General features: G+C 39.3%; 23 protein-coding genes. 6 read left to right on the top strand and 17 right to left on the bottom strand.

Annotated elements, in window-relative coordinates; genetic code table 11:
- Window positions 1–76: 76 nt before the first annotated feature.
- Both RGB74_RS04655 and RGB74_RS04650 read right to left on the bottom strand, forming a co-directional pair.
- Window positions 77–391: an LSM domain-containing protein gene (locus tag RGB74_RS04655; protein ID WP_310761835.1), complete on the bottom strand. Its 315-nt coding sequence runs from the start codon at window positions 389–391 to the stop codon at window positions 77–79.
- 90 nt (window positions 392–481) lie between these two features.
- Window positions 482–805, bottom strand: coding sequence for a YuzD family protein (locus RGB74_RS04650; RefSeq protein WP_310761834.1), 324 nt, complete (start codon window positions 803–805; stop codon window positions 482–484).
- Between the two features lie 157 nt (window positions 806–962).
- Between RGB74_RS04650 and RGB74_RS04645 the strand changes: the two genes are divergently transcribed.
- Window positions 963–1,208, top strand: a complete 246-nt coding sequence (locus tag RGB74_RS04645) for a NifU family protein (protein WP_066238880.1) — start codon at window positions 963–965, stop codon at window positions 1,206–1,208.
- A 53-nt stretch (window positions 1,209–1,261) separates the two neighbouring features.
- On the opposite strand, the gene argF is transcribed toward RGB74_RS04645, so the two are convergent.
- The 9 genes from argF to RGB74_RS04600 all read right to left on the bottom strand — a co-directional run bounded on the left by argF (window position 1,262) and on the right by RGB74_RS04600 (window position 12,786).
- Entirely contained in the window at window positions 1,262–2,209 is a 948-nt protein-coding gene (argF, locus tag RGB74_RS04640) for an ornithine carbamoyltransferase (RefSeq protein WP_310761833.1), read from the bottom strand.
- Entirely contained in the window at window positions 2,209–5,301 is a 3,093-nt protein-coding gene (locus tag RGB74_RS04635) for a carbamoyl-phosphate synthase (glutamine-hydrolyzing) large subunit (RefSeq protein WP_310761831.1), read from the bottom strand. Before RGB74_RS04635 ends, argF begins: the two co-directional genes overlap by 1 nt.
- Window positions 5,294–6,346 carry a carbamoyl phosphate synthase small subunit gene (locus RGB74_RS04630; protein WP_310761829.1) on the bottom strand — a complete coding sequence of 351 codons (1,053 nt, stop codon included), beginning with the start codon at window positions 6,344–6,346 and terminating at the stop codon, window positions 5,294–5,296. The genes RGB74_RS04635 and RGB74_RS04630 overlap by 8 nt, the downstream gene beginning before the upstream one ends.
- Window positions 6,347–6,436: 90 nt before the next feature.
- Complete coding sequence (locus RGB74_RS04625; protein ID WP_310761827.1) at window positions 6,437–7,591, bottom strand: acetylornithine transaminase; 1,155 nt, start codon at window positions 7,589–7,591, stop codon at window positions 6,437–6,439.
- Window positions 7,588–8,322, bottom strand: coding sequence for an acetylglutamate kinase (gene argB / locus RGB74_RS04620; RefSeq protein ID WP_310762791.1), 735 nt, complete (start codon window positions 8,320–8,322; stop codon window positions 7,588–7,590). Before argB ends, RGB74_RS04625 begins: the two co-directional genes overlap by 4 nt.
- A 24-nt stretch (window positions 8,323–8,346) precedes the next feature.
- Window positions 8,347–9,573 carry a bifunctional ornithine acetyltransferase/N-acetylglutamate synthase gene (argJ, locus tag RGB74_RS04615; protein ID WP_310761825.1) on the bottom strand — a complete coding sequence of 409 codons (1,227 nt, stop codon included), beginning with the start codon at window positions 9,571–9,573 and terminating at the stop codon, window positions 8,347–8,349.
- Between the two features lie 19 nt (window positions 9,574–9,592).
- Complete coding sequence (argC, locus tag RGB74_RS04610; RefSeq protein WP_310761824.1) at window positions 9,593–10,624, bottom strand: N-acetyl-gamma-glutamyl-phosphate reductase; 1,032 nt, start codon at window positions 10,622–10,624, stop codon at window positions 9,593–9,595.
- 371 nt (window positions 10,625–10,995) lie between these two features.
- On the bottom strand, window positions 10,996–11,775 hold the full coding sequence (locus tag RGB74_RS04605; RefSeq protein WP_310761823.1) for an SDR family oxidoreductase: 780 nt from the start codon (window positions 11,773–11,775) through the stop codon (window positions 10,996–10,998).
- A gap of 45 nt (window positions 11,776–11,820) precedes the next feature.
- Window positions 11,821–12,786 carry a 2-hydroxyacid dehydrogenase gene (locus RGB74_RS04600; RefSeq protein ID WP_310761821.1) on the bottom strand — a complete coding sequence of 322 codons (966 nt, stop codon included), beginning with the start codon at window positions 12,784–12,786 and terminating at the stop codon, window positions 11,821–11,823.
- Between the two features lie 265 nt (window positions 12,787–13,051).
- Here RGB74_RS04600 and RGB74_RS04595 point away from each other — a divergent pair, with 265 nt between their 5' ends.
- Window positions 13,052–13,579 carry a P-loop nucleotide/nucleoside kinase family protein gene (locus tag RGB74_RS04595; protein ID WP_310761819.1) on the top strand — a complete coding sequence of 176 codons (528 nt, stop codon included), beginning with the start codon at window positions 13,052–13,054 and terminating at the stop codon, window positions 13,577–13,579.
- A 281-nt stretch (window positions 13,580–13,860) separates the two neighbouring features.
- Here RGB74_RS04595 and yutH read toward each other — a convergent pair whose 3' ends face one another.
- A complete protein-coding gene (yutH, locus tag RGB74_RS04590; protein WP_310761818.1) occupies window positions 13,861–14,883 on the bottom strand; it encodes a spore coat putative kinase YutH in 1,023 nt (340 codons plus the stop codon).
- Between the two features lie 194 nt (window positions 14,884–15,077).
- Between yutH and RGB74_RS04585 the strand changes: the two genes are divergently transcribed.
- Window positions 15,078–15,575, top strand: coding sequence for a phosphatidylglycerophosphatase A family protein (locus RGB74_RS04585; protein ID WP_310761817.1), 498 nt, complete (start codon window positions 15,078–15,080; stop codon window positions 15,573–15,575).
- 52 nt (window positions 15,576–15,627) lie between these two features.
- Here the strand turns inward: RGB74_RS04585 and RGB74_RS04580 are convergent, their stop codons facing one another.
- The 3 genes from RGB74_RS04580 to RGB74_RS04570 form a co-directional block, all read right to left on the bottom strand.
- Window positions 15,628–16,395, bottom strand: a complete 768-nt coding sequence (locus RGB74_RS04580) for a TIGR01457 family HAD-type hydrolase (RefSeq protein ID WP_310761816.1) — start codon at window positions 16,393–16,395, stop codon at window positions 15,628–15,630.
- 68 nt (window positions 16,396–16,463) lie between these two features.
- Window positions 16,464–17,120: a helix-turn-helix transcriptional regulator gene (locus RGB74_RS04575; RefSeq protein WP_310761815.1), complete on the bottom strand. Its 657-nt coding sequence runs from the start codon at window positions 17,118–17,120 to the stop codon at window positions 16,464–16,466.
- A gap of 84 nt (window positions 17,121–17,204) precedes the next feature.
- Complete coding sequence (locus RGB74_RS04570) at window positions 17,205–17,645, bottom strand: DUF86 domain-containing protein (protein WP_310761814.1); 441 nt, start codon at window positions 17,643–17,645, stop codon at window positions 17,205–17,207.
- A gap of 108 nt (window positions 17,646–17,753) precedes the next feature.
- Between RGB74_RS04570 and RGB74_RS04565 the strand changes: the two genes are divergently transcribed.
- Both RGB74_RS04565 and RGB74_RS04560 read left to right on the top strand, forming a co-directional pair.
- Entirely contained in the window at window positions 17,754–18,023 is a 270-nt protein-coding gene (locus RGB74_RS04565) for a DUF3055 domain-containing protein (protein ID WP_310761813.1), read from the top strand.
- Between the two features lie 100 nt (window positions 18,024–18,123).
- A complete protein-coding gene (locus RGB74_RS04560) occupies window positions 18,124–18,411 on the top strand; it encodes a hypothetical protein (protein ID WP_310761812.1) in 288 nt (95 codons plus the stop codon).
- A 20-nt stretch (window positions 18,412–18,431) separates the two neighbouring features.
- Here the strand turns inward: RGB74_RS04560 and RGB74_RS04555 are convergent, their stop codons facing one another.
- Window positions 18,432–18,707, bottom strand: a complete 276-nt coding sequence (locus RGB74_RS04555) for a YutD family protein (protein ID WP_310761811.1) — start codon at window positions 18,705–18,707, stop codon at window positions 18,432–18,434.
- Between the two features lie 123 nt (window positions 18,708–18,830).
- Between RGB74_RS04555 and RGB74_RS04550 the strand changes: the two genes are divergently transcribed.
- Window positions 18,831–19,442 carry a YhcN/YlaJ family sporulation lipoprotein gene (locus tag RGB74_RS04550; RefSeq protein WP_310761810.1) on the top strand — a complete coding sequence of 204 codons (612 nt, stop codon included), beginning with the start codon at window positions 18,831–18,833 and terminating at the stop codon, window positions 19,440–19,442.
- Between the two features lie 52 nt (window positions 19,443–19,494).
- On the opposite strand, the gene lipA is transcribed toward RGB74_RS04550, so the two are convergent.
- Complete coding sequence (gene lipA, locus RGB74_RS04545; RefSeq protein ID WP_310761809.1) at window positions 19,495–20,379, bottom strand: lipoyl synthase; 885 nt, start codon at window positions 20,377–20,379, stop codon at window positions 19,495–19,497.
- Between the last annotated feature and the right edge of the window lie 74 nt (window positions 20,380–20,453).

The raw sequence follows: 20,453 nt of genomic DNA, 5'->3' as shown, positions 1-20,453 counted from the left end.
GCAAGACTTTCATATTAAACCGATTCGTCCATGTAAGTTGACCTACATTAAACAGGAGAATCAGATAACAATAAAATTACCACCAAGGACGGAATGGACGAAAACGGCGTATACGAAAAAATGGAAATCCGAACAAGCCGAAGCCCGGAAAGAATGGACCTACGAATATGATTCGGCTGTTGCGTTGTTCACCTTCACCAGCAGTGATTAAATACATATTGTTGTTATCATAGCTGTGAAGCTTTCCATGATACTCGTTGCCATCATTCAGCTCAATCGTTACGTGCTGTCCCATGTACATCTCGCAAAGATCATGAAAATGCTTATGATGGCACCCACAGTGGGATGAAGATTCGTCTTTAAAAAATTTACCTTTTAAAGGGTTCAACAATTTTATTTGCCTCCTTTTAATTCCATACATCATATTCCGTGGTGTATATAGAGGCATGTGTACAAACCCAAAAGAAAAAAAATAGGCGCTTTAACTTACAGCGCCATATCCGTTCTGTTCAATTATGCTATAAATGGTTTTTAGATTCGGGTTTCCTTCTGCTGCGATCTCCCCATTGATAACGACAACTGGGTAAAAAAGATCTTCTTCAATAATTCTTTCTGAAAATAATCGATCATCTTCATGATCTGGTTTTTCCATATCTATATACAAAACTTGAAACAAACTGTTCGGAAACTTTCTGGATATCGCTGCTTCCAGCCATTCTGCGGTCTCTTTTGCAGAAGGCAAATGCACACAGCTTGCACACTTTTGCTCTGCTCCGTATACTTTAATAATAAGAGAATTTTGCATAAGAATTCACCTCTATAGATGCGCTTATTTGCTTTCATCATACCTTATTTCTCCGAAAAGAAAAAGGAGCAAATATCATGATGCTTGCTCATGGATTTTTTATTCCATATCCCGTATACTAAAGATAAGTTCTTTTTATGAAAGGAGCCTGATAGATATGGCTGAAACTCAAAACTTAGAAATGCGTGAACAAGTAGAAGAAGTTCTTGATAAATTACGCCCGTTCCTACTTCGTGATGGTGGTGACGTGGAATTAGTGGATATTGAAGAAGGCGTTGTAAAAGTACGTCTAATGGGAGCTTGCGGAAGCTGCCCAAGTTCAACAATTACACTAAAAGCTGGTATTGAACGTGCACTTCTTGAAGAAGTACCTGGCGTTGTTGAATTAGAACAAGTATTTTAAGTTTAATAATGCGAAAGCCGCTCAAGTTTGTGAGCGGCTTTTTTTATTCGTTTTTATGACATCAAATGAACAAGCAATGCTTTTTGAGCATGCAGTCTGTTTTCCGCTTCTGGGAAAACGACAGAGTGATCTCCATCAATAATCTCAGCGGTAACTTCTTCTCCACGATGTGCCGGTAAACAGTGCATGAAGATAAAGTCCTTTTTTGCGTGTGATACGAGTTCCTGATTCACTTGGAAAGATTCAAAATGATTCATTCTTTCCTCTGCTTCACTCTCCTGCCCCATGCTCGCCCATACATCTGTGTAGATGACATCACTATTTTTTATCCCTTTTACCGGATCATTCGTAACATGAATCACCGCACCAGTTTGTTTCGCAATTTGCTGTGCGTATGAAACAATAGATTTCTTTGGTCCATACTTCTCTGGAGCAATAACCGTGCAATCCATTCCAACCTTTGCTGCACCAATCATTAAGGAATGAGCCATGTTGTTTCCGTCTCCGATATAAGTAAGCTTTTTACCTTTAAATGATCCTTTATATTCCAATATTGTTAACAAGTCTGCAAGTATTTGACAAGGGTGAAACTCGTCTGTCAGACCATTAATGACTGGAATGGTACTGTTTGATGCGAGTTCTTCTACTGTTGATTGGTGGAACGTGCGGATCATTATGCCATCCAAGTAACCAGATAATACTTTCGCTGTATCTGATATAGACTCCCCTCTGCCCATCTGAATATCTCGCGTACTCAAATGAATCGCATGACCGCCTAACTGGAGCATAGCCGCTTCAAAGGAAACACGCGTACGTGTCGAAGATTTTTCAAAAATCATTCCTAGAATTTTCCCTTTTAACAATGGCGGTGTGGCTGGTCCTTGTTTTTTTAATTCTTTTGCTAAATTTAATAAATCAATGATCTCATTCGTCGTATAATCCATTAATGTCAGAAGATCTTTTTTTGTTCTCGTTGTGAGTAAGGGATGAGCAATTGACATCAGATCAACACTTCCTTTCTTGTATTTCGCATATGCGATACAGCTTGTAAGAAGCTTTGTGCTGTCTCTTTTCTGCTGAAAACATGAATTCTTTCAAGAACTGCATTTTTTGCAGATGTGCTGTCGGTTTCGGCTGCAAAATTCATATAAGCGATTTTTTCATCTGACTTCAACCATTCATCAAAAGGCATGTTTTCTTTCGTTACTATGCTGTAGCCTAATTTACTCCAGTTTTCAGCTTCTGATTTTGCAGACTCACCTTCTGCAAAAATACTTCCTTTAAAATTCCATAGATCACTCAGCTGCAATGTTGATCCTTTCAACGCTTTAAGAAGCGCTTCCGTATAATCAGTATCTGTGCCAATCGCTTCCCCAGTTGAAGTCATCATCGGACATAATACAGGCGACACCCCAGGCAACTTAATCGTAGAATAAACAGGCGCTTTTACAGTAATGAACGGCTGACCATTATGCTCTTTTTCAAGCTTCAACTCACTTAACGGTGTTCCTAGCAATAATTCAGTCGCTTTTTGAACGAGATTTACATTTGTGATCTTGCTCATGATCGGAGCTGTTCGAGAAGCCCGCGGATTCACTTCGATTACATACACATCATCGTCTTTAATCGCAAACTGAATGTTAAATAAGCCTTTGTAATTTATATTTACAGCGATTTTTTTGGATAAGGCTATTAAATGATCTTGAATGTGTTTGGAAAGAGTCTGTGGAGGCGTTACGGTCAAGCTGTCTCCTGAGTGGACTCCTGTACCTTCAATATGTTCAAAGATTCCCGGGATGAAAATCTCATCTCCATCAGTTAGCACATCGACTTCCGCTTCTTTCCCTTGCAGGAAGGTATCAATTAAGATTGGATAGCTTACAGGCTCGTTCTGTAAGAAAGTACTTAGTTCTTGATGTGAATAAAATACTTTCATTCCGCTTCCGCCAATTACATAAGACGGACGTACAAGTACCGGGAATCCTAGTGTTTCTGCAAAGCTTTTCGTTTCCTCTTCATTATGAGCCGTGTAGCCTTCGAGTTTAGGAATGCTGATTTTATCTAAAAATTGATAAAAACGATCTCGATCTTCCATTTGATCAACTGTATCGGCTGGACTCCCCAGAACATGAATTCCCGCCTTCTCTAATTCATTAGCTAAGTTGATGGAAGTCTGTCCGCCAAACTGAAGAATAACTTCAGATATGCCTTCAAATTGCAAAACATTATAAATATCCTCAAACGTTAATGGTTCAAAGTATAAGGAATCTGAAACTTCATAGTCTGTACTCACCGTTTCCGGGTTGTTGTTGATGAGTATTGCTTCACACCCCATCTTGTTTAAAGCTAATGCGCTATGCACACAGCAATAATCAAATTCGACTCCTTGGCCGATACGTATGGGTCCTGAGCCAACGACTGCAACCTTTTTCTTTGCCTCAGGTTTCTTATCGTTTTCTCCGGTCCAGCTGGAATAAAAATATGTGGTTTTTGCTTCGAATTCGGCAGCGCACGTGTCGACCATTTTGTATGAAGGAACGATGTTCAGTTGTTCCCTTTTGCTTCGGACTTGTTGCTCAGAAACCGACCAGATCCCAGACAAATACTGGTCTGAAAAGCCAAATTTCTTAGCAAGCTGCAGTTGTGATTCTTCTATTGTGTCTAGGTCCAATTCGCTTAGCGTTTTGTCGATTTGGACCATTTGGTTAAACACCGATAAAAAATAGGGTGTGATTTTCGTTATCTCATGAATTTTCGCTGTGGATACCCCGCGTCTCAAAAGTTCCAGAACGACAAAGAATCGGCGATCATCAGCTTCAGCTGCTAATTCATATAAAACATCTTCCTTCACGGATGTGAGCTCTGTTAAGTACATTCCGTTTGTTTTCAGTTCGAGTGATCGTATGGCCTTTTGGAACGCAGCTGCCATGTTTCGCTCAAGCGCCATAACTTCTCCGGTCGCTTTCATTTGCGTGCCAAGTTTTCGATCTGCTTGGTGGAATTTATCAAACGGCCAGCGCGGCATTTTTACAGCGACATAATCCAAAGCAGGTTCAAAGCTTGCAAACGTCGTCCCTGTCACTGGGTTTTTAAGTTCATGCAGATTGTATCCCAGTGCCAGCTTTGCTGCGATTTTAGCGATTGGATATCCTGTTGCCTTAGACGCCAATGCAGAAGAACGGCTGACACGCGGATTAACTTCGATCAAATAATATTCAGAATTATGAGGGTGAAGAGCAAACTGAATGTTACAGCCTCCTACGATCTCCAGTGCATTAATTATTGTTAGTGATGCTTTTCGTAATGATTGGTACTCATCATCAGTGAGCGTCTGGCTCGGAGCAACAACGACGGAATCACCTGTATGGACTCCGACAGGATCCACGTTTTCCATATTACAAACGGTAATACAAGTCCCATTCTCATCACGCATCACTTCATATTCAATCTCTTTATAGCCTGCGATGCTTTTTTCGATCAAGCATTGATTGATCGGACTAGCTGATAATCCTTGTTTTACAAGGATTGAAAGATCCTGCTTCGTTTTTGCAATTCCGCCGCCAAACCCGCCGAGTGTATAGGCAGGACGAACGATTACGGGATAGCTAGTTTTATCAGCAAACACCAGTGCATCTTGAACCGAGAAAACAATCTCACTCTCTGGAACGGGTTCGTTCAATTCTTGCATCAGTGAACGGAATGCATCACGATCTTCTGCTTTTTGAATGGAGTTAATATCTGTACCCAACAGTTTCACGTTATATTTTTTCAATATGCCTGCTTCATCCAAGTCCATCGCGAGATTAAGTCCTGTTTGGCCACCAACTGTCGCCAGAAGTCCGTCCGGTTTTTCTTTTTTTATAATTTGTTCCGCGTATTCAACTGTTAGTGGTTCAAAGTAAATTTCATCAGCAAACGTTTTGTCTGTCATGATTGTTGCCGGATTGTTGTTGATTAAGACAACTTCGATTCCTTCTTCTTTCAATGCTTTACATGCTTGTGTACCTGAATAATCGAATTCTGCCGCTTGCCCGATTACGATAGGACCAGAACCGATTACGAGTACTTTTTTTATGTCGTGTTGTTTAGGCATAACTTCTCACCTTCTCTTTTTGCTGTACAGTTGTGATGAAATCTGTAAAAATTTGAGCATGTTCTTGCGGGCCAGGCGCTGCTTCCGGGTGGAATTGCACGCTGGAAATTTCATATTGACTGTGCAACAGTCCTTCGACGCTCTTGTCGTTTACATTTTCATACCAAATATTGAACCCTGTAGATTTCAAACTGTCTTTCTTTACGACATAACTATGATTTTGCGAACTCATAGACACCTTGCCAGTTTTAACGTTCATAACAGGATGATTGGCTCCGCGATGCCCGAATTTGAGTTTCATCGTTTCACCGCCAAAAGCCAACGCAAGTATTTGATGCCCAAGACAAATGCCTAGAACCGGATAGCGTGTTGCAATGTTTTTATAGCGATGAAAATAACTCGAGAATCTCATCGGATCACCTGCACCATTTGAAAAAACAAATCCATCAGGCATTAGCTTTTCTATATCAGTCATATCTGTATCAAATGGAACGACTGTAACCGAACAGCCTTCATTTACAAGTGAGTCAACGATTGATTTTTTAAAACCAAAGTCGATAAGCACGATGTGTTTATCGCCTTTACCTGCTTTTTTTACCGTTGTTCTTGGCCAGCACACTTCTAGCTGAAAGGAATCTGCAGGAACGCTCTTTGTATGCATAACTGCCGGGACTGATCCTTCATTTCGAATTTGCTGAATAAGCGCCCTTGTGTCCACATTCGTTAGAGCAGGAATCTGTTTTTCATTTAAGTAAGATATGAGTGAGTGCCGATCTCCTTCCAATTGAAAAGGAAAGCATTCTGCCATGATAACGCCCGATACTTGAATCTCAGCAGACTCCATGCTTTCGGGCTTAAAACCATAATTTCCGATAAACGGATATGAAAACACGACGATTTGGCCTTGGTAGGATGGATCTGTCAATACTTGCTCATATCCTGTCATTCCTGTATAAAATACAACTTCACCTGTACTATATTGGTTGTCTCCCAGCCATTCTCCCTCGAATGAAGTGCCGTTTGATAAGGTAATACAGCCTTTCATGTCTAATTCCACTCCTTGTATAAAACATTTATCAGTTCGTATTTTTATTCATTTATACGTATAAAAAATAAGGATTATTCGTCCTTTGTTTTAAGAACTTATATGAAATTGATCAAACATTTGTTTAAGAATTTCTGCTGCCGTTTGTAATTCTTCTTCTGATACGGTTAAAGGCGGAAGTAATCGTATGACTTTCTCCCCAGCTGGAACAGTTAGCAACCCATGCTCCTCCAGCCATTCTACGTAACTGGCAACCGGTTTTTCACATTCGATTCCAATCAATAGCCCTTTTCCTCTAACTTCTTTTACAAAAGATTGATTTTGCAGTGATTCGGCTAATGTTTCTATAAATTGTTTTCCTTTTTCTTCGACTTCACTTAAAAATGCATCTTGGAAAATAACATCGAGGACGGATTGGCTTACAGCACATGCTAAAGGACTTCCTCCGAACGTAGTGCCGTGGCTTCCTGGTCCAAAAGCTTCTTTGCACTCATTCTTCCCTAACATCGCGCCAATCGGAAATCCGTTACCCAATCCTTTTGCGAGAGTAACGATGTCGGGATTTAGATTGTAATGTTCAAACGCATACCTCTTCCCGGTTCTTCCAATGCCTGTTTGGACTTCATCAATAATTAATAGAATTCCTTTTTCCACACACATTTTCTGAACCGTTTCATAGAAACTAGCATCTGCCATACGCAGACCGCCTTCGCCTTGATAGACTTCCATCATGATAGCGGCTGTTTGTTCATCTACGGCATTCTTTAGCTGGTCCGTATCATTCCACGGTATATGGACGAATTCTGAAACAAGCGGACCATAGCCTTCTTTAATTTTTTGCTGGCCTGTCGCAGACATCCCGCCAAAAGTACGGCCATGAAACGAATTTTCAAAGGTTATGATTTTATTTTTCCCGGTATACTTTTTAGCTAGTTTAATAGCAGCTTCGTTCGCCTCAGCACCACTATTGCAAAAAAACGCAAGATCCAATGGACTGTCCTTCACGAGTGTTTCTGCTAGTTTCTCTTGCTGTTCTATCTGAAATAAGTTAGATGTATGCCATATTTGTTCGCTCTGTTTCTTAATGGCTGAAACTACTTCTGGATGACAATGACCCAGATTCGTTACAGCAATTCCGCTTGTAAAGTCCAAATAACGATGATTGTTTTCATCAAATACATATGTTCCGCTTCCTTTTATAAGCTGAAACTTTTTTCTTTTGTACGTTGGGAATAATGCACTCATGTTGTTAAAACCTCCTTAAAAACACGTGTGCCTGTAAGGGTTTGATCTGTAATGACCACTTCCTCAATGTTTAAATCAAGGCATTTCATAGCTGCTTCTACTTTTGGTACCATGCCGCCATAAATTTGTCCGTCATTCATACCATCGTTTATTTCCGATATGCTCAATTCATTTGCTGTCTTTCCATCTATTTGAATTCCCGTCGTGTCAGTCACAAAACAAACAGAATCAGCAGAAAGTGCAGATGCTACTTCCCCTGCGACGGTATCGGCATTTATGTTAACTTCTTCGCCATCTTCTGTGATGCCTAATGAAGCAATAACAGGTACTTTTCCGTTTGCTAAGTAGCTTTTGATAACAGCTGTATCCACTTGCTTAACCTTGCCGACCAAACCGTACTTCTCTTGATTTAAGTATTCACATTGGATCAGTTGATTTTCAGATCCGCATAATCCTACTGCTTGTATGTTTGATTTCTTTATCCGCTTTACGAGGTTAGCATTTGTTGTGTTTTTAAGAGCATCCTTAACGCAAGAAAGCGTATTTTGTGACGTGACCCGTATGCCATCCATCATCTCCACGGGGAGATTTTTCTCCTGAAGCTTTTTATTGATTTCTGGACCTCCGCCGTGTACAATCACAATTTTTTCACCATTATGCAGACGTGACTGTAAACTCGTAAAAAAAGTATCTTTCAAGTTTGCTAGCGTGCTTCCCCCGATTTTAATCACATGAATCAATTTTCCCACATCCTTTTACGTTCGGTAACTAGCGTTAATCTGGACATAATCATATGTTAAATCGCAGCCCCAAGCTCTTCCGCTTCCAACACCCTCTGATAATAAAACCGTAATATGAATTTCCTGGCCTTTTAAATAATTCCGAACCTCTTCTTCAGAAAAAGGAATGGGTTCTCCATCTAATACCACTTCACTGTCACCGATTAATATCCTCATTTGATCTGGATCGAACGATACTCCGCTATAACCTGCTGCACATAAAATTCTTCCCCAGTTTGCGTCACATCCGAACACCGCCGTTTTTACAAGAGGTGAACCGACTACGGTTTTTGCAATTACTCTAGCATCTTTATCCGTCTGCGCTCCCTCAACGGTTACTTCAATGAGCTTGCTGGCTCCTTCACCATCTTTGGCGATAAGTTTGCCTAGATCTTCACAAACCATAACAAGTGCGTCTAAAAAAAGTTCCCATTCAGGGTGATCTTTGTTCAGTTCTTCATTTTCAGCCATTCCATTTGCTAGCATCAGCACCATATCATTAGTAGAAGTGTCGCCATCTACTGTGATGCAGTTGAACGTTCGGTCTACGGCATAAGAAAGTGCGGAGTGAAGGTCGGCTTGATTAATATTAGCGTCTGACGTAATAAAACCAAGCATGGTTGCCATATTTGGGTGAATCATTCCAGATCCTTTTGCAGTACCTGCGATCGTGATGTCTTTATCATTGATTTTTAATGTGTAAGCTGTATTTTTTGATACTGTATCTGTCGTTAAAATAGATTGCGAGAAATCAATCGAACCTTTGATTTCGTCATCAAGAACGAGGTTTTTAATACCTGCTGTAATTTTTTCAATCGGAAGGTGCTCTCCGATAACACCGGTTGAAGCCACACCAACAAAATGAGAAGGAATTCCAAGTTTCTGAGCCGTTTCAAGCTGCATTAGTTTAGCATCTTGAAGACCTCTTTTACCTGTAACTGCATTGGCATTTCCTGAATTGACGATAATCGCCTGCAGTTTTCCTTCTTGTTTGATGTTTTCTTGGGTGACTTTTAAAGGAGCAGCTTGAACTCTGTTCGTCGTGTAGACACCGGCGGCATTTGCGGGAACTAAACTGTATAACAGTCCTAAGTCTAGTTTCTTATGTTTTATCCCGCAATGCAGTCCGCTCGCATAATAGCCTTTCGGAGTTGCAATGTTTATTCCTGTTATTTTGTGTATAGCTGGTTTCACTGCTTGCATGCATCTTGCCTCCTTATTATTAAGGGAACAATGGTGATTGGTTAAGTCCCTTTGTTTCATCAAAATCAAACATGACATTCATATTTTGCACTGCTTGACCTGCAGCACCTTTTATTAAATTGTCGATCACAGATACAACAGTGATTCGATTTGTTCGTTCATCAATACCAAATGTAAGATCACAATAATTTGATCCGTATACTTGTTTGGTGAATAAGTCCGCTTTTTCTTTGAAAACACGGACAAATGGCTTACTGGCGTAATATTCGTGAAAGACTCGGGTTACATCCGGAGATTGAAAATCTTTTGATAAATCTGCATAAATCGTTGCCATGATGCCTCTTGTCATCGGAATGAGGTGTGTATTAAACGTAATGTTCGTATCAACATTCGCGATCATTTGTATGGTCTGCTCGATCTCAGGAATATGCTGATGGTTGTTCATTTTATAAATACTCATACTATCGTTCGCTTTGACGAAATGAGAAGCTTTCTGAGGTGTTGCCCCCGCTCCTGACAGACCGCTTTTTGCATCGATGATCAGTGAATCGGGATTAATGATTCCTTCTTTTAATAAAGGTAATATCCCGAGCAATGTGGCTGTCGGATAACATCCGGGATTTGCAATAAATCCAGCTTGCTGAATCTCTTGTTTGTTCCATTCTGTTAAACCGTACACCGCTTCATTAATAAGTGATGTATTCGGAGCTTCTTTTCCGTACCATTTCTGATAGGCATCAGCATCTTTTAAACGGTAATCCCCAGCAAGATCGATCACTTTCATTTTTCGTTCAATAAAAGGAGGAAGCAGCTTTGTAGATACTCCGCTTGGAGCCGAACAAAACAATACATCCAATTCATCTGATTCAAGCTGTTCCAAAGAACGTAGCTGATCTGTAAACCCGTATAAATGCTGAGCGTCATCAGAGAGTAAATTTCCTTCTTTGGAGGATGAATAGAGAAACACTTGCTTAATCTCCGGATGTGCAGACAATAGCCGGAACAATTCTAATCCACCATATCCGGTTACTCCAATAATTCCTGCTCTCAATTCATATCACTCCTTTAATAAGTTATGGTTCATTATAGGACTGTATAAAAATTAATTCAAGGGTATATTTATAAAATTTTATTCTTTTTCGAAAATTGTATGTATAACCATGCTGATGAGATTAGTATGAGAGGTTAGCGTCGAAATTTGCAGACTCGTGGCTAAGTATAGGAAAAGTGTGGCATTTTGTATAAAATGTCTGAGATAAAAGCTAAGATATGTGGGAATTTGAGAGAAAACTCTCGGATTTTAGTAAAAAAATGTGAGAAAATCTTTTTAAACAAAAAAATTCCTTGTTCTATCATCTAGACAAGGAATTTTTAGTAGGAGGATGTCCAAAATCGGACAGCATATTTCATTATTTATGCAGATTATTGCCTTAAAAACCCGCCTTCCGAATGAATCACTTGCCCGGTGATCCATTCTGCTTCTGGACTTGCTAAAAAGGCGATTAATTTCGCTGCGTCTTCTGGTTTCCCGATTCTTCCTAGCGGGAACTTAGGCAGCAATACCTTTTGCAGATCCTCTGTCATCCAGCCTGTATCGGTCGGACCAGGATTTACTGCGTTCACGGTAATCCCTTTGTTTCCAAGTTCTGCAGCCATAGTAACCGTAAGAGCTTCAATAGCTCCTTTTGTAGCTGCATACGCAAGTTCTCCTACCATCGGTCCTTTTGATTGACCTGATGTTAAATGAATGATACTGCCCTTATTGCCCGCAAAACACTTCGCAAATTCTATGCTCAAAAGCGTTGTTGCACGAAGGTTGATTTCATAATGACGATCCAGCACATCAACCGTTAATTCTTCCCAAGAGTGATTTTGTGAATAACAGGCATTGTTAACCAAAATAGATGGTTGTCCAATTGTCTCTTTTATTCTCGTAAACAATCGAGGAAACTCCGTTGCCTTGGTTAAATCAATCTCCTCATAAGACGCTTTCACACCAAATTCCCGCAGTTTCGCAAGCAATTTTTCGGCATCACTCTCATGGTTGCCATCGTGAAATTCTTTATCGTACACACCCCAAGTTGTAAAAAATACATTAGCGCCTTTTTTGGCAAGCTGCAAACAAGTTGCTGCACCTATCCCGTTTAAGCGGCCAGCTCCTGTAACGATTGCAGTCATTCCCATCAATGGAGTTTCTGTCATCTTTCACCCTCCTTTTTGTTGGAGATTCTAACTTTTACATAAATTTTATTTCACAGGCGTTTCTGCTTCTTTTCCTTCTAGAATTCTTGCAATATTCCTGCAAGCAAGCTCAGACATTTTTAATCTTGTTTCCACGCTGGCACTTCCGATGTGCGGTAAAGCGACTACTTGTTTCATCGCTAATAAAGGATGATTCGGATCGATCGGTTCTTTTACAAACACATCTAATCCCGCACCTGCAATCTCGCCAGTTTGGAGGGCTTCTACTAATGCATCCTCATCCACAGATGCCCCTCTTCCTGCGTTAATAAATATGGCGCTTTTTTTCATGAACTGAAATGCTTCTCTATTAAACATTCCTTTTGTTTCGGACGTTAATGGTGCCAAACAAACCACAAAATCAGATTCCTTTAATAGATCATGAAATTCTTTATATGTAGCTCCTAATTCATATTCTGTTCCGGGTTTACGGTTTCGGTTATGATACAGAATATTCATATCGAATCCTTTAGCTCGTTTTGCAACTGCTTCTCCAATTCTTCCCATACCGACGATTCCAATTGTTTTATGATGAACATCAGCTCCGGCTAATAATAGAGGCCCCCAGCTGTTCCATTTTCCTTCTTGTACATAATTTGCTGATTCAACAATCCGGCGAGCGGTAGCTAACATGAGCGAGAACGCTAAATCTGCTGTAGAATCCGTTAAAACGTCAGGTGTATTGCATACTGTAATGCTTTTATTTTTTGCTGCTTCTAGATCGATGTTGTCATAGCCTACTGCTAGGTTTGCAACTACTTTTAATGGTTTTGCATGATTGAGCAGTTTCGCATCAATTTTATCCGATAACATCGTCAGCAGACCTTGTGCTTTCTCAGCTTCAGCATACAGTACTTCATTTGGAACTGCTTCCTCCTCATGTGGCCACATTCCAACTTCGGCAGTTTCTTTTAAAACAGCCAGTGTTTCTTCCGGCAACTTTCTCGTCACATATACATATGGCTTTTTCATCTGCTTCCACCCCTTTTTCTCTATTTTCTCATTTCATAAAAGAGAAGACAAAAAATTAGGGTCGATAGTTAGTTTATTGTATGATGGCTTCCCAATTCCGGCGAAAAGAGGAGTAAAAGACTGCTAAATAGAATTATTTATTAAGTTTGAATATAGCAGTCACTTTTTCAGCAAACGTAACAGTTTGGTATAAAAGTCGATTGAGAACTTATACAGAATGATGATGAATATAATATCAAAAAGATTTTTGGGGGGGCGTATCCAGATGTTTGGAAATTTTAACTTTGACTTAATTTATCAAGAACGAGATGAATTCACCCCTCTTGTGGTAATGATGTGTGGAGTAGCTGGTTCTGGGAAAACGACTTTCTCACAACAATTAGAAAAAGAAGGTTTTGTACGTCTTTCTATTGATGAAGAAATATGGGCTACCAATGGCCGTTATGGGATTGATTACCCCATTGAAAAAGTTGAAGAATACAAAAAAGAGGCAGAAAGAAAACTACGCAACCTATTAATTGAGCTAATTCATGATAAACAACAAGTGGTGATTGACTTTAGTTTTTGGGATCAAGTAAGGAGAGATCACTATAAACAACTTATAGAAATGGCCGGCGGTAAATGGAAACTTATTTATTTAAAAGTTCATCCTGATGATTTGCGTGAACGACTTAAGATCCGAAACAAACGTTTTGATGCAAATGCATTCCCTATAACAGAAGAAATTTTAACATCCTACCTTAATGGTTTCGAAATACCAAAAGGTGAAGGCGAAATTGTAATTGAAAATTAAGCCTAACAAATAAAAACCATGAAGAATGAGAAAACGATCAGAAACAAATCTGATCGTTTTTGCTTGTTTTTACATATCCAATGATAATGCTGGTTCACCATCAAACAGCCTTGTGAATTCGATTTTCTCCTCCAAAAGAGAATATATTATCCATCCCAGAACCCATGAAATTTAAAATACTTAATATAATCTCAAATTTCCGATCATTTATACAGGACTGTATTCTAAAATGAGCATGGGAAATAAATGGTTGGGGGTCAGACCCCAACCATTTATTTTCTTTAGATGGTAGGAACGAGCCAGTCGACGATCGGAATATTCAATTCATGAACAGGCAGTCCGATCGATCTGAAGAAGCTTTTTAGAAAATATTCATTTTGTCTTTCATACGAGATTAAGTCAGTAAAGCGGCTTGAATAGAGTTCCATTCCAATTTCCCTCTCATTTTTATAATGTCCTTCAACCGTGTCGAAGTATTGAGTAGGGAAAAGCAGTCTTCCATATAACAATCTCCATGCACCTTTTGATAATGGCTTCACTTTTTCATAATCGTCGATCAGATCCACTATCTCATTATTTCTAAACTGAGGCTGATAGATTTTTTCACGGATACATTCAGCTACATCACGCATTGGACTGTCGATCAGCCAGCCTACAGGCATTTTAATATATCCATTATCCGTCTCAATCCAAGAGCGTTCGCTGAAACGATCATAGCAAATAGACGCAGAACCTATTCCTCTAGGCCCTCTTTCCATCTGATAATCCGTGATATACTGAATCGCGTTTTCAGCGAGCCCTTCATAATACGGAAATGTTGTTAAAAATAATGTATCAAAATCATTCTTTTGTTTTCTAACTGAGATCTCTGCATATTTGTTGTGCATTTCATCTACTCGCGAGATCCATAGCAGCGGCCATTGGCCATATGCGATCTGCTGGACCGGATAATACTGTTCAACACCTTTGCCGCGTTTGTGGAATTCTGCAAGTTCCATTCCTAATGAAGCAACTTTCCTTTCTTGCTTTTTATGTTCCATTCTAAAAATAATGACCGACTCTCCATCAACATACGCACTGGGCATGCCCGTGATGGTCGGCTGGAGCACAGGAAGTTCATTTTCTCCTCTTTCCTGAAGGACACTGCTTAGAAATGTCATTTCTTGCAGAAGTTCATAGGACATTTGGAGTTGAGGAATTACAATATACCTGTCACCTCTACAAGTGAACGTCCGATAACCTGACTCAGATTTTCTTTCGTCACATACTAATTGATAATAATGAAAAATGTCTCTTTCAAACAAAGGCGATCCCCCCACCTCTTCAGCTTTCCTGCGGTTGTTTAAGGGTGGCGCATTCAAACCTCCGCATATATGGATACAACATTGTATGCCCAACTAGGCAAAGTGGTTAGCGTTTTTTGATAAATTCATAACTTTAGCCTGGAAACATATACTATACAAAGCTGTGGAGACTACTATAGAAAAGGAGTACAGGGATGCCAAACAAAAAAGTGGAAAACGTCGAAGAAACTGCTCGCAAATTGCTGAATGAACGGGGCGTTACAGTAAACGATATTGCGGAACTCGTTTATTTTCTCCAAGTTCCCTATCATCCTGACTTAAAAATGGACGTTTGCAGAGAAAACGTGGATAGAGTTATTGCAAAACGAGAAGTGCAAAATGCTATACTTACGGGTATTGGGCTGGATGTATTGGCTGAAGAAAAGAAACTAAATCAGCCTCTTCAAGAGATATTAGCAAGAGATGAAAGTCTTTATGGCATTGACGAAGTAATCGCATTATCAATTGTGAATATATATGGTTCGATCGGGTTTACAAACTACGGATTCATTGATAAACAAAAACCGGGTATTCTGGAAAAGTTAAACGACAAATCCACCGGAAAAGTTCACACATTCTTAGATGATATCGTTGGTGCTATTGCTGCAGCTGCTTCGAGTCGCCTGGCTCACCGTGCAGTAAATGAAGAATAATAAAAGGGCTCGAGACAAGAGAATCATTCTTTTGCCTTAAGCCCTTTTTTATTTATTTAATTTCCCACTCGTCTAATCCATCCACCGCATAAGTTGGATGAATGTCGATGTCTTCTAAATGTTTCTTTGTTGTAACCCCTGTATGAACTAAAAGAGTGTCCAGCCCTGTTCGAATACCAGCTAAAATATCGGTTTGGTAATTATCACCGACCATGAGCGTCTCTTCCTTTTTCGTCCCCAATGTCTCTAATGCCATCTCCATAATAATAGGTTCCGGCTTTCCGATAAAAATCGGATCTGTTTGAGTAGATACCGTAATAACTGAGGTTAGAGAACCGTTCCCAGGCAGAAGTCCTCTTTCTGTCGGCAGAGCAATGTCTCCATTTGTTGAAATAAATGTTGCACCATTTCTTACAGCCAGACATGCTTTCGCTAGCTTTTCATACGTAATTGATCTGTCAATTCCGATCACGACATAATCTGGATTCTCATCAACAAGCTTTAATCCTTTTTCGGTGAGGGCTTCTCGAATACCGTCTTCTCCTATACAAAACACGGTCGCCTCTTTTTTTAAGTTGGAGATATAGCTCGCTGTTGCCATACTTGTTGTAAATACATGCTCAGAATTAGCAGGAATTTCAAATCCTTTTAAGACTTCTGCTACTTGCTGTTTCGTTTTCGATGAATTATTGGTAACAAAAAGGTAAGGCAAGTTCAGCTCATTTAATTTTTTTACAAATAAAACCGCTTCTTCTATTCGTTCTGTTCCACGGTACATCGTTCCATCTAAATCGATTAAAAATCCTTTATAAGACTTCATTTGGTATCTCTCCTTTATTCACATTTCCATTGTATCCAAGTACAAAAAAAAACACACCTGAAGTGGTTTTATACTTCAGATGTTTCTTTATTATCTTTAATGACATAGCAGCAATAATCGCCGCCTTTTGCCATACAAGTCTTACGCTCAATATGATCTGTATGGAGCATTCGTTTAAAGAGCGATAATTCACAAGAACAAGCTTGCTGATATTCGTTCGCTACTTTGGCGATTGGGCAATTATATTCGGTCAGGACATAGGTTCCCGCTTCTTCGCCTTTTTTCCAATCGACCATGTATCCAGCTTCATTTTGAATATTTGCCAGTTCATTGACCTTTTCTTCAAAGTCCGTAAGACTGTTCATCCGGTTCTTGTATTTATCTTGCAAACGATCTTCACGTCTCTGAAATAATCCATCAACCGTATTCGTACCGCTCATATCTTCCAAATCTTTTAATAACTCCACGGTTAACCCTGAGTAATTACGAGGAAATTGTTCGTCACCAGCTGCTGATAAATGGTAAAAATTAATTGGTCTACCCATTGCTTGACGAACTAAAGTCGTTTCTACAACGTGATCCCGTTCTAATGTATTCAGATGGCGTCTAACAGCCATTTCCGTAATGCCAAGTGATTTAGCCAATTCAGTTACGGTCATCCGCTTATGTCTTTTTAAAAGATAGATGATCTCATCACGAGTAGAGGTGTGATTCTTCATGGTCATCACCATCCTTTTTTACCATTTTACCGTAAAATACCGAATTCGTACATTTTTTAAACTAAAATGTATATAAACTATTCCTTCGATTTATTCAGGTAAAAAGGCAGAAACTGGTCCGAGTTCCTCTTCTAAATAACGAGTGATGTGTGATGGAAATGCCGTCAGCTCAGGCAAATATTTCGATATGGTTTCAAAGATTTTTTTCACATCTGCACTCGGATATTCTTGCACTAATGCTTTTCGAAGATTAACCACATTTTTTAATGATGTGCCTTCTTCATCAGGAAGTACTTTCTCATCAATCAATATGTCCAGAATATCTTCAAAGCTCCCTGGGTCACGCATTATAAAGCCATCTATAATCATATTCCCAATATCCATCATGGATTCAATAAGCAGATGCCCTATTCGTTCAATAGCTAGCTTTTGAATATGATCTTCCTTATACGCTGTGGTCTTAAAAGTATCAATCAATTGATTCATGTACATTAAATGCTCATTTATTTTTTTTCGGTCAACAAAATACATAGTCATCACCTTTTGTAAGTTTCTCCACTAAAGTGTAACATAAAAGAAGGAAATCCTTTACGACTTGATTTAAAATGAGAGCAGATATTCTTAAGGGGGAAACAAGAGATGTCAGAAGAAACCTTTTTCTTATATGATGATACTGAAAAAACAGAAACGCGTTTTGTAAGCTTTATGGGTAGAAATACAAGGTTTGATCTAGCAATAGTAAAATCCAATCGTCACTACGGAAAATCACTTGTCTTAAATATGCTGGGCAGCCATTTTGCCATTATTGGACAAGATGACTTGGAAGAGGAAGGCTATTTGGAGCATGCCTTTAACTTAACGGAAGAAGATGCGATGGAACTTCGAGATTTTTTAGCAGAAGTCGTTTAATCAACAACTCAAAATGTACCAAGGAACGAATCATTCTCTCTAGGACAGAATACCGTTTAAGGATATTTTTATCCTTAAATAGCCTGAGAGGGTGGTTTTTTTGTTCGAAAAAGAAAAGAAGCAGATATATACAGATTTTTCGAATGTAGAGACCGGACGCAATAACGTACTTCCAGAGGATTTGCCTGAGGGTCCGTATGGATCTCCCGTTAATCGCGAGTTAGGCAAATCAACACCATGGAGAGAAAGTCAAAGGTATTACAGTGCTTTCAACTACGAAAACAAATCCCTTCATGAAGGTTTAGAAAGACAGTATCCTGGAGCCCATCCTACCCATGATGATCCGGATCTCCATACTGAACAGCCTTATGAAGATTCTCGCGGCTAAAGAAAAACCCCTGAATGGACTCAGGGGTTTACTTTTTTTACAACAAAATACGGACAGCCGAAATTACAATATTCATATATGTATTCCGGTAACGTGCTGATTTTTGTGTCGAACGTAGCCTTTTCGTGATTATCTTCAAAGAATCCACGCAAACGAAGCTGTTCGTAACCGAGGTCACCTACGATATAATCGTATTTATGTAAAATCTCACTGTATCGCGCTTTAAATTGTTCCTCATTAAAGGCTTCCTTTACATCTTCAATCACTTCCCAGGAATAATTACCAACTGTAATCAAAAATGCTTCACCTCATTTCCTGATACTTATTTTACCATGCTTTCTCCTTTTTCAGCCAACAATTTCTTTGTAAAAAGAAAGTGATTTAAGGTCATTCTAATGAATAAGGAGGTGAACACACCAGTGAAAAAATTAGGTATGCTTTTGATTCTCTCCATCATGCTTTCCGGCTGCGGTGGTGATGACCAAAAGAAAATGGGGCAGGAATACAAATTTTCAAAAACAAATGTAAAAGATGAGAACCGGCTTGGCAGCAACCAAAACACTGGAGATTTCGGATATATGCGCCATCAATCAGGCGATAACGTAAAAAAGGGCAATCAAGTTCCTTCTCTTAATCGGCAGAAAGCTGCAGATATGATTTCAGATATGGTTCTTCAACTGCCAAATATTAAAGATGTGGGAACACTTGTAACAGATGAAGAAGTTTTCATTGCGTATAAAACAACAAATAAGGACAGAAATGCAGCAGCCGATCAAGTGAAAATGACAGCATTTTCAGTTGTTCCTCGTTATTATCATGTTTATGTATCAGATGAAAAAGGCATGATCAATAAAATTGAGCAATATCAGGCGATGAACAAGGATACAGAAAACATCGAAGGCATCATTGGCCGCTTAATCCAGCAAATGAAAAAATCACCACAAGGGAAAAAGTGGAACTATGGAGAAAACCCGAATGGTGAAATGAACGGTGAAACAAACAATATGAGAGATGAAATGACCGGAAAGTAATAAAGGCCTGGCTCAAAAGTACATTAGCTTTTGGTCCAGACCTTTTTGTATTTTAGCTATTTTGCGCAGCTGCGTTTACTTGCTCGTCTGCATGATAGGAAGAGCGAACTAACGGGCCTGATTCACAATGTTTGAAGCCTTTGCTGAAGGCAATATCACGTAATTCTTTAAATTCTTCAGGTGTGTAGTATTTTTGAACTTTTAAATGCTTTTTCGTTGGCTGCAAATATTGGCCGATCGTCATGATATCAACATTATTTGCACGAAGGTCATCCATTGTTTCAATAATTTCTTCCCACGTTTCACCTAGCCCGATCATCAGACTGGATTTTGTAGGGATATTCGCATTCATTTCTTTTGCACGGCGTAAGAATTCCATAGTTCTTTCATACGTAGCACGAGCACGAACTCTTGGAGATAGTCTTTTTACTGTCTCAATATTGTGGTTCATGATGTCTGGTTTTGCATCCATCAACGTTTTCAAAGCGTCGAAGTCACCAAGCATATCTGAAGGCAATACTTCGATCGAACAGAACGGATTACGAGCTCTAACTTGTCTTACCGTTTCAGCAAAAACATGAGCTCCTCCATCTTTAAGATCATCACGTGCAACCGCTGTTATCACGACGTGCTTTAATCCCATTTGTTCAACAGATTCAGCAACACGTTCAGGTTCTTGAAGATCTAGCTCAGTAGGCAATCCCGTTTTAACCGCACAAAAACGGCACGCACGTGTACAAATATCCCCTAAAATCATGAAAGTTGCTGTCTTACGAACAGCCCAGCATTCGTGGATATTGGGACATTTTGCTTCTTCACATACAGTATGTAGCTTCTTTTCGCGCATCATTTTTTTTAATTCTTTATAATTGTCGTTCGTATTTAATTTTATTTTTAACCATTCCGGTTTACGTAAATATTCTTCCTTCTTAGCCAAAATAATCACCCCAAATTTTATCGCTGAATATTCATTGTTTTTCAATCAAGTTGAGTGGGTTCTAAACATTCTAC

Origin of the sequence: Bacillus sp. NEB1478 (genome assembly GCF_031582965.1) — a bacterium.
Taxonomy (GTDB): Bacteria; Bacillota; Bacilli; order Bacillales; family Fictibacillaceae; genus Fictibacillus.
Note: the sequence above shows the minus strand (reverse complement) of the source record. Positions and strands in the feature narration are given on the sequence as shown.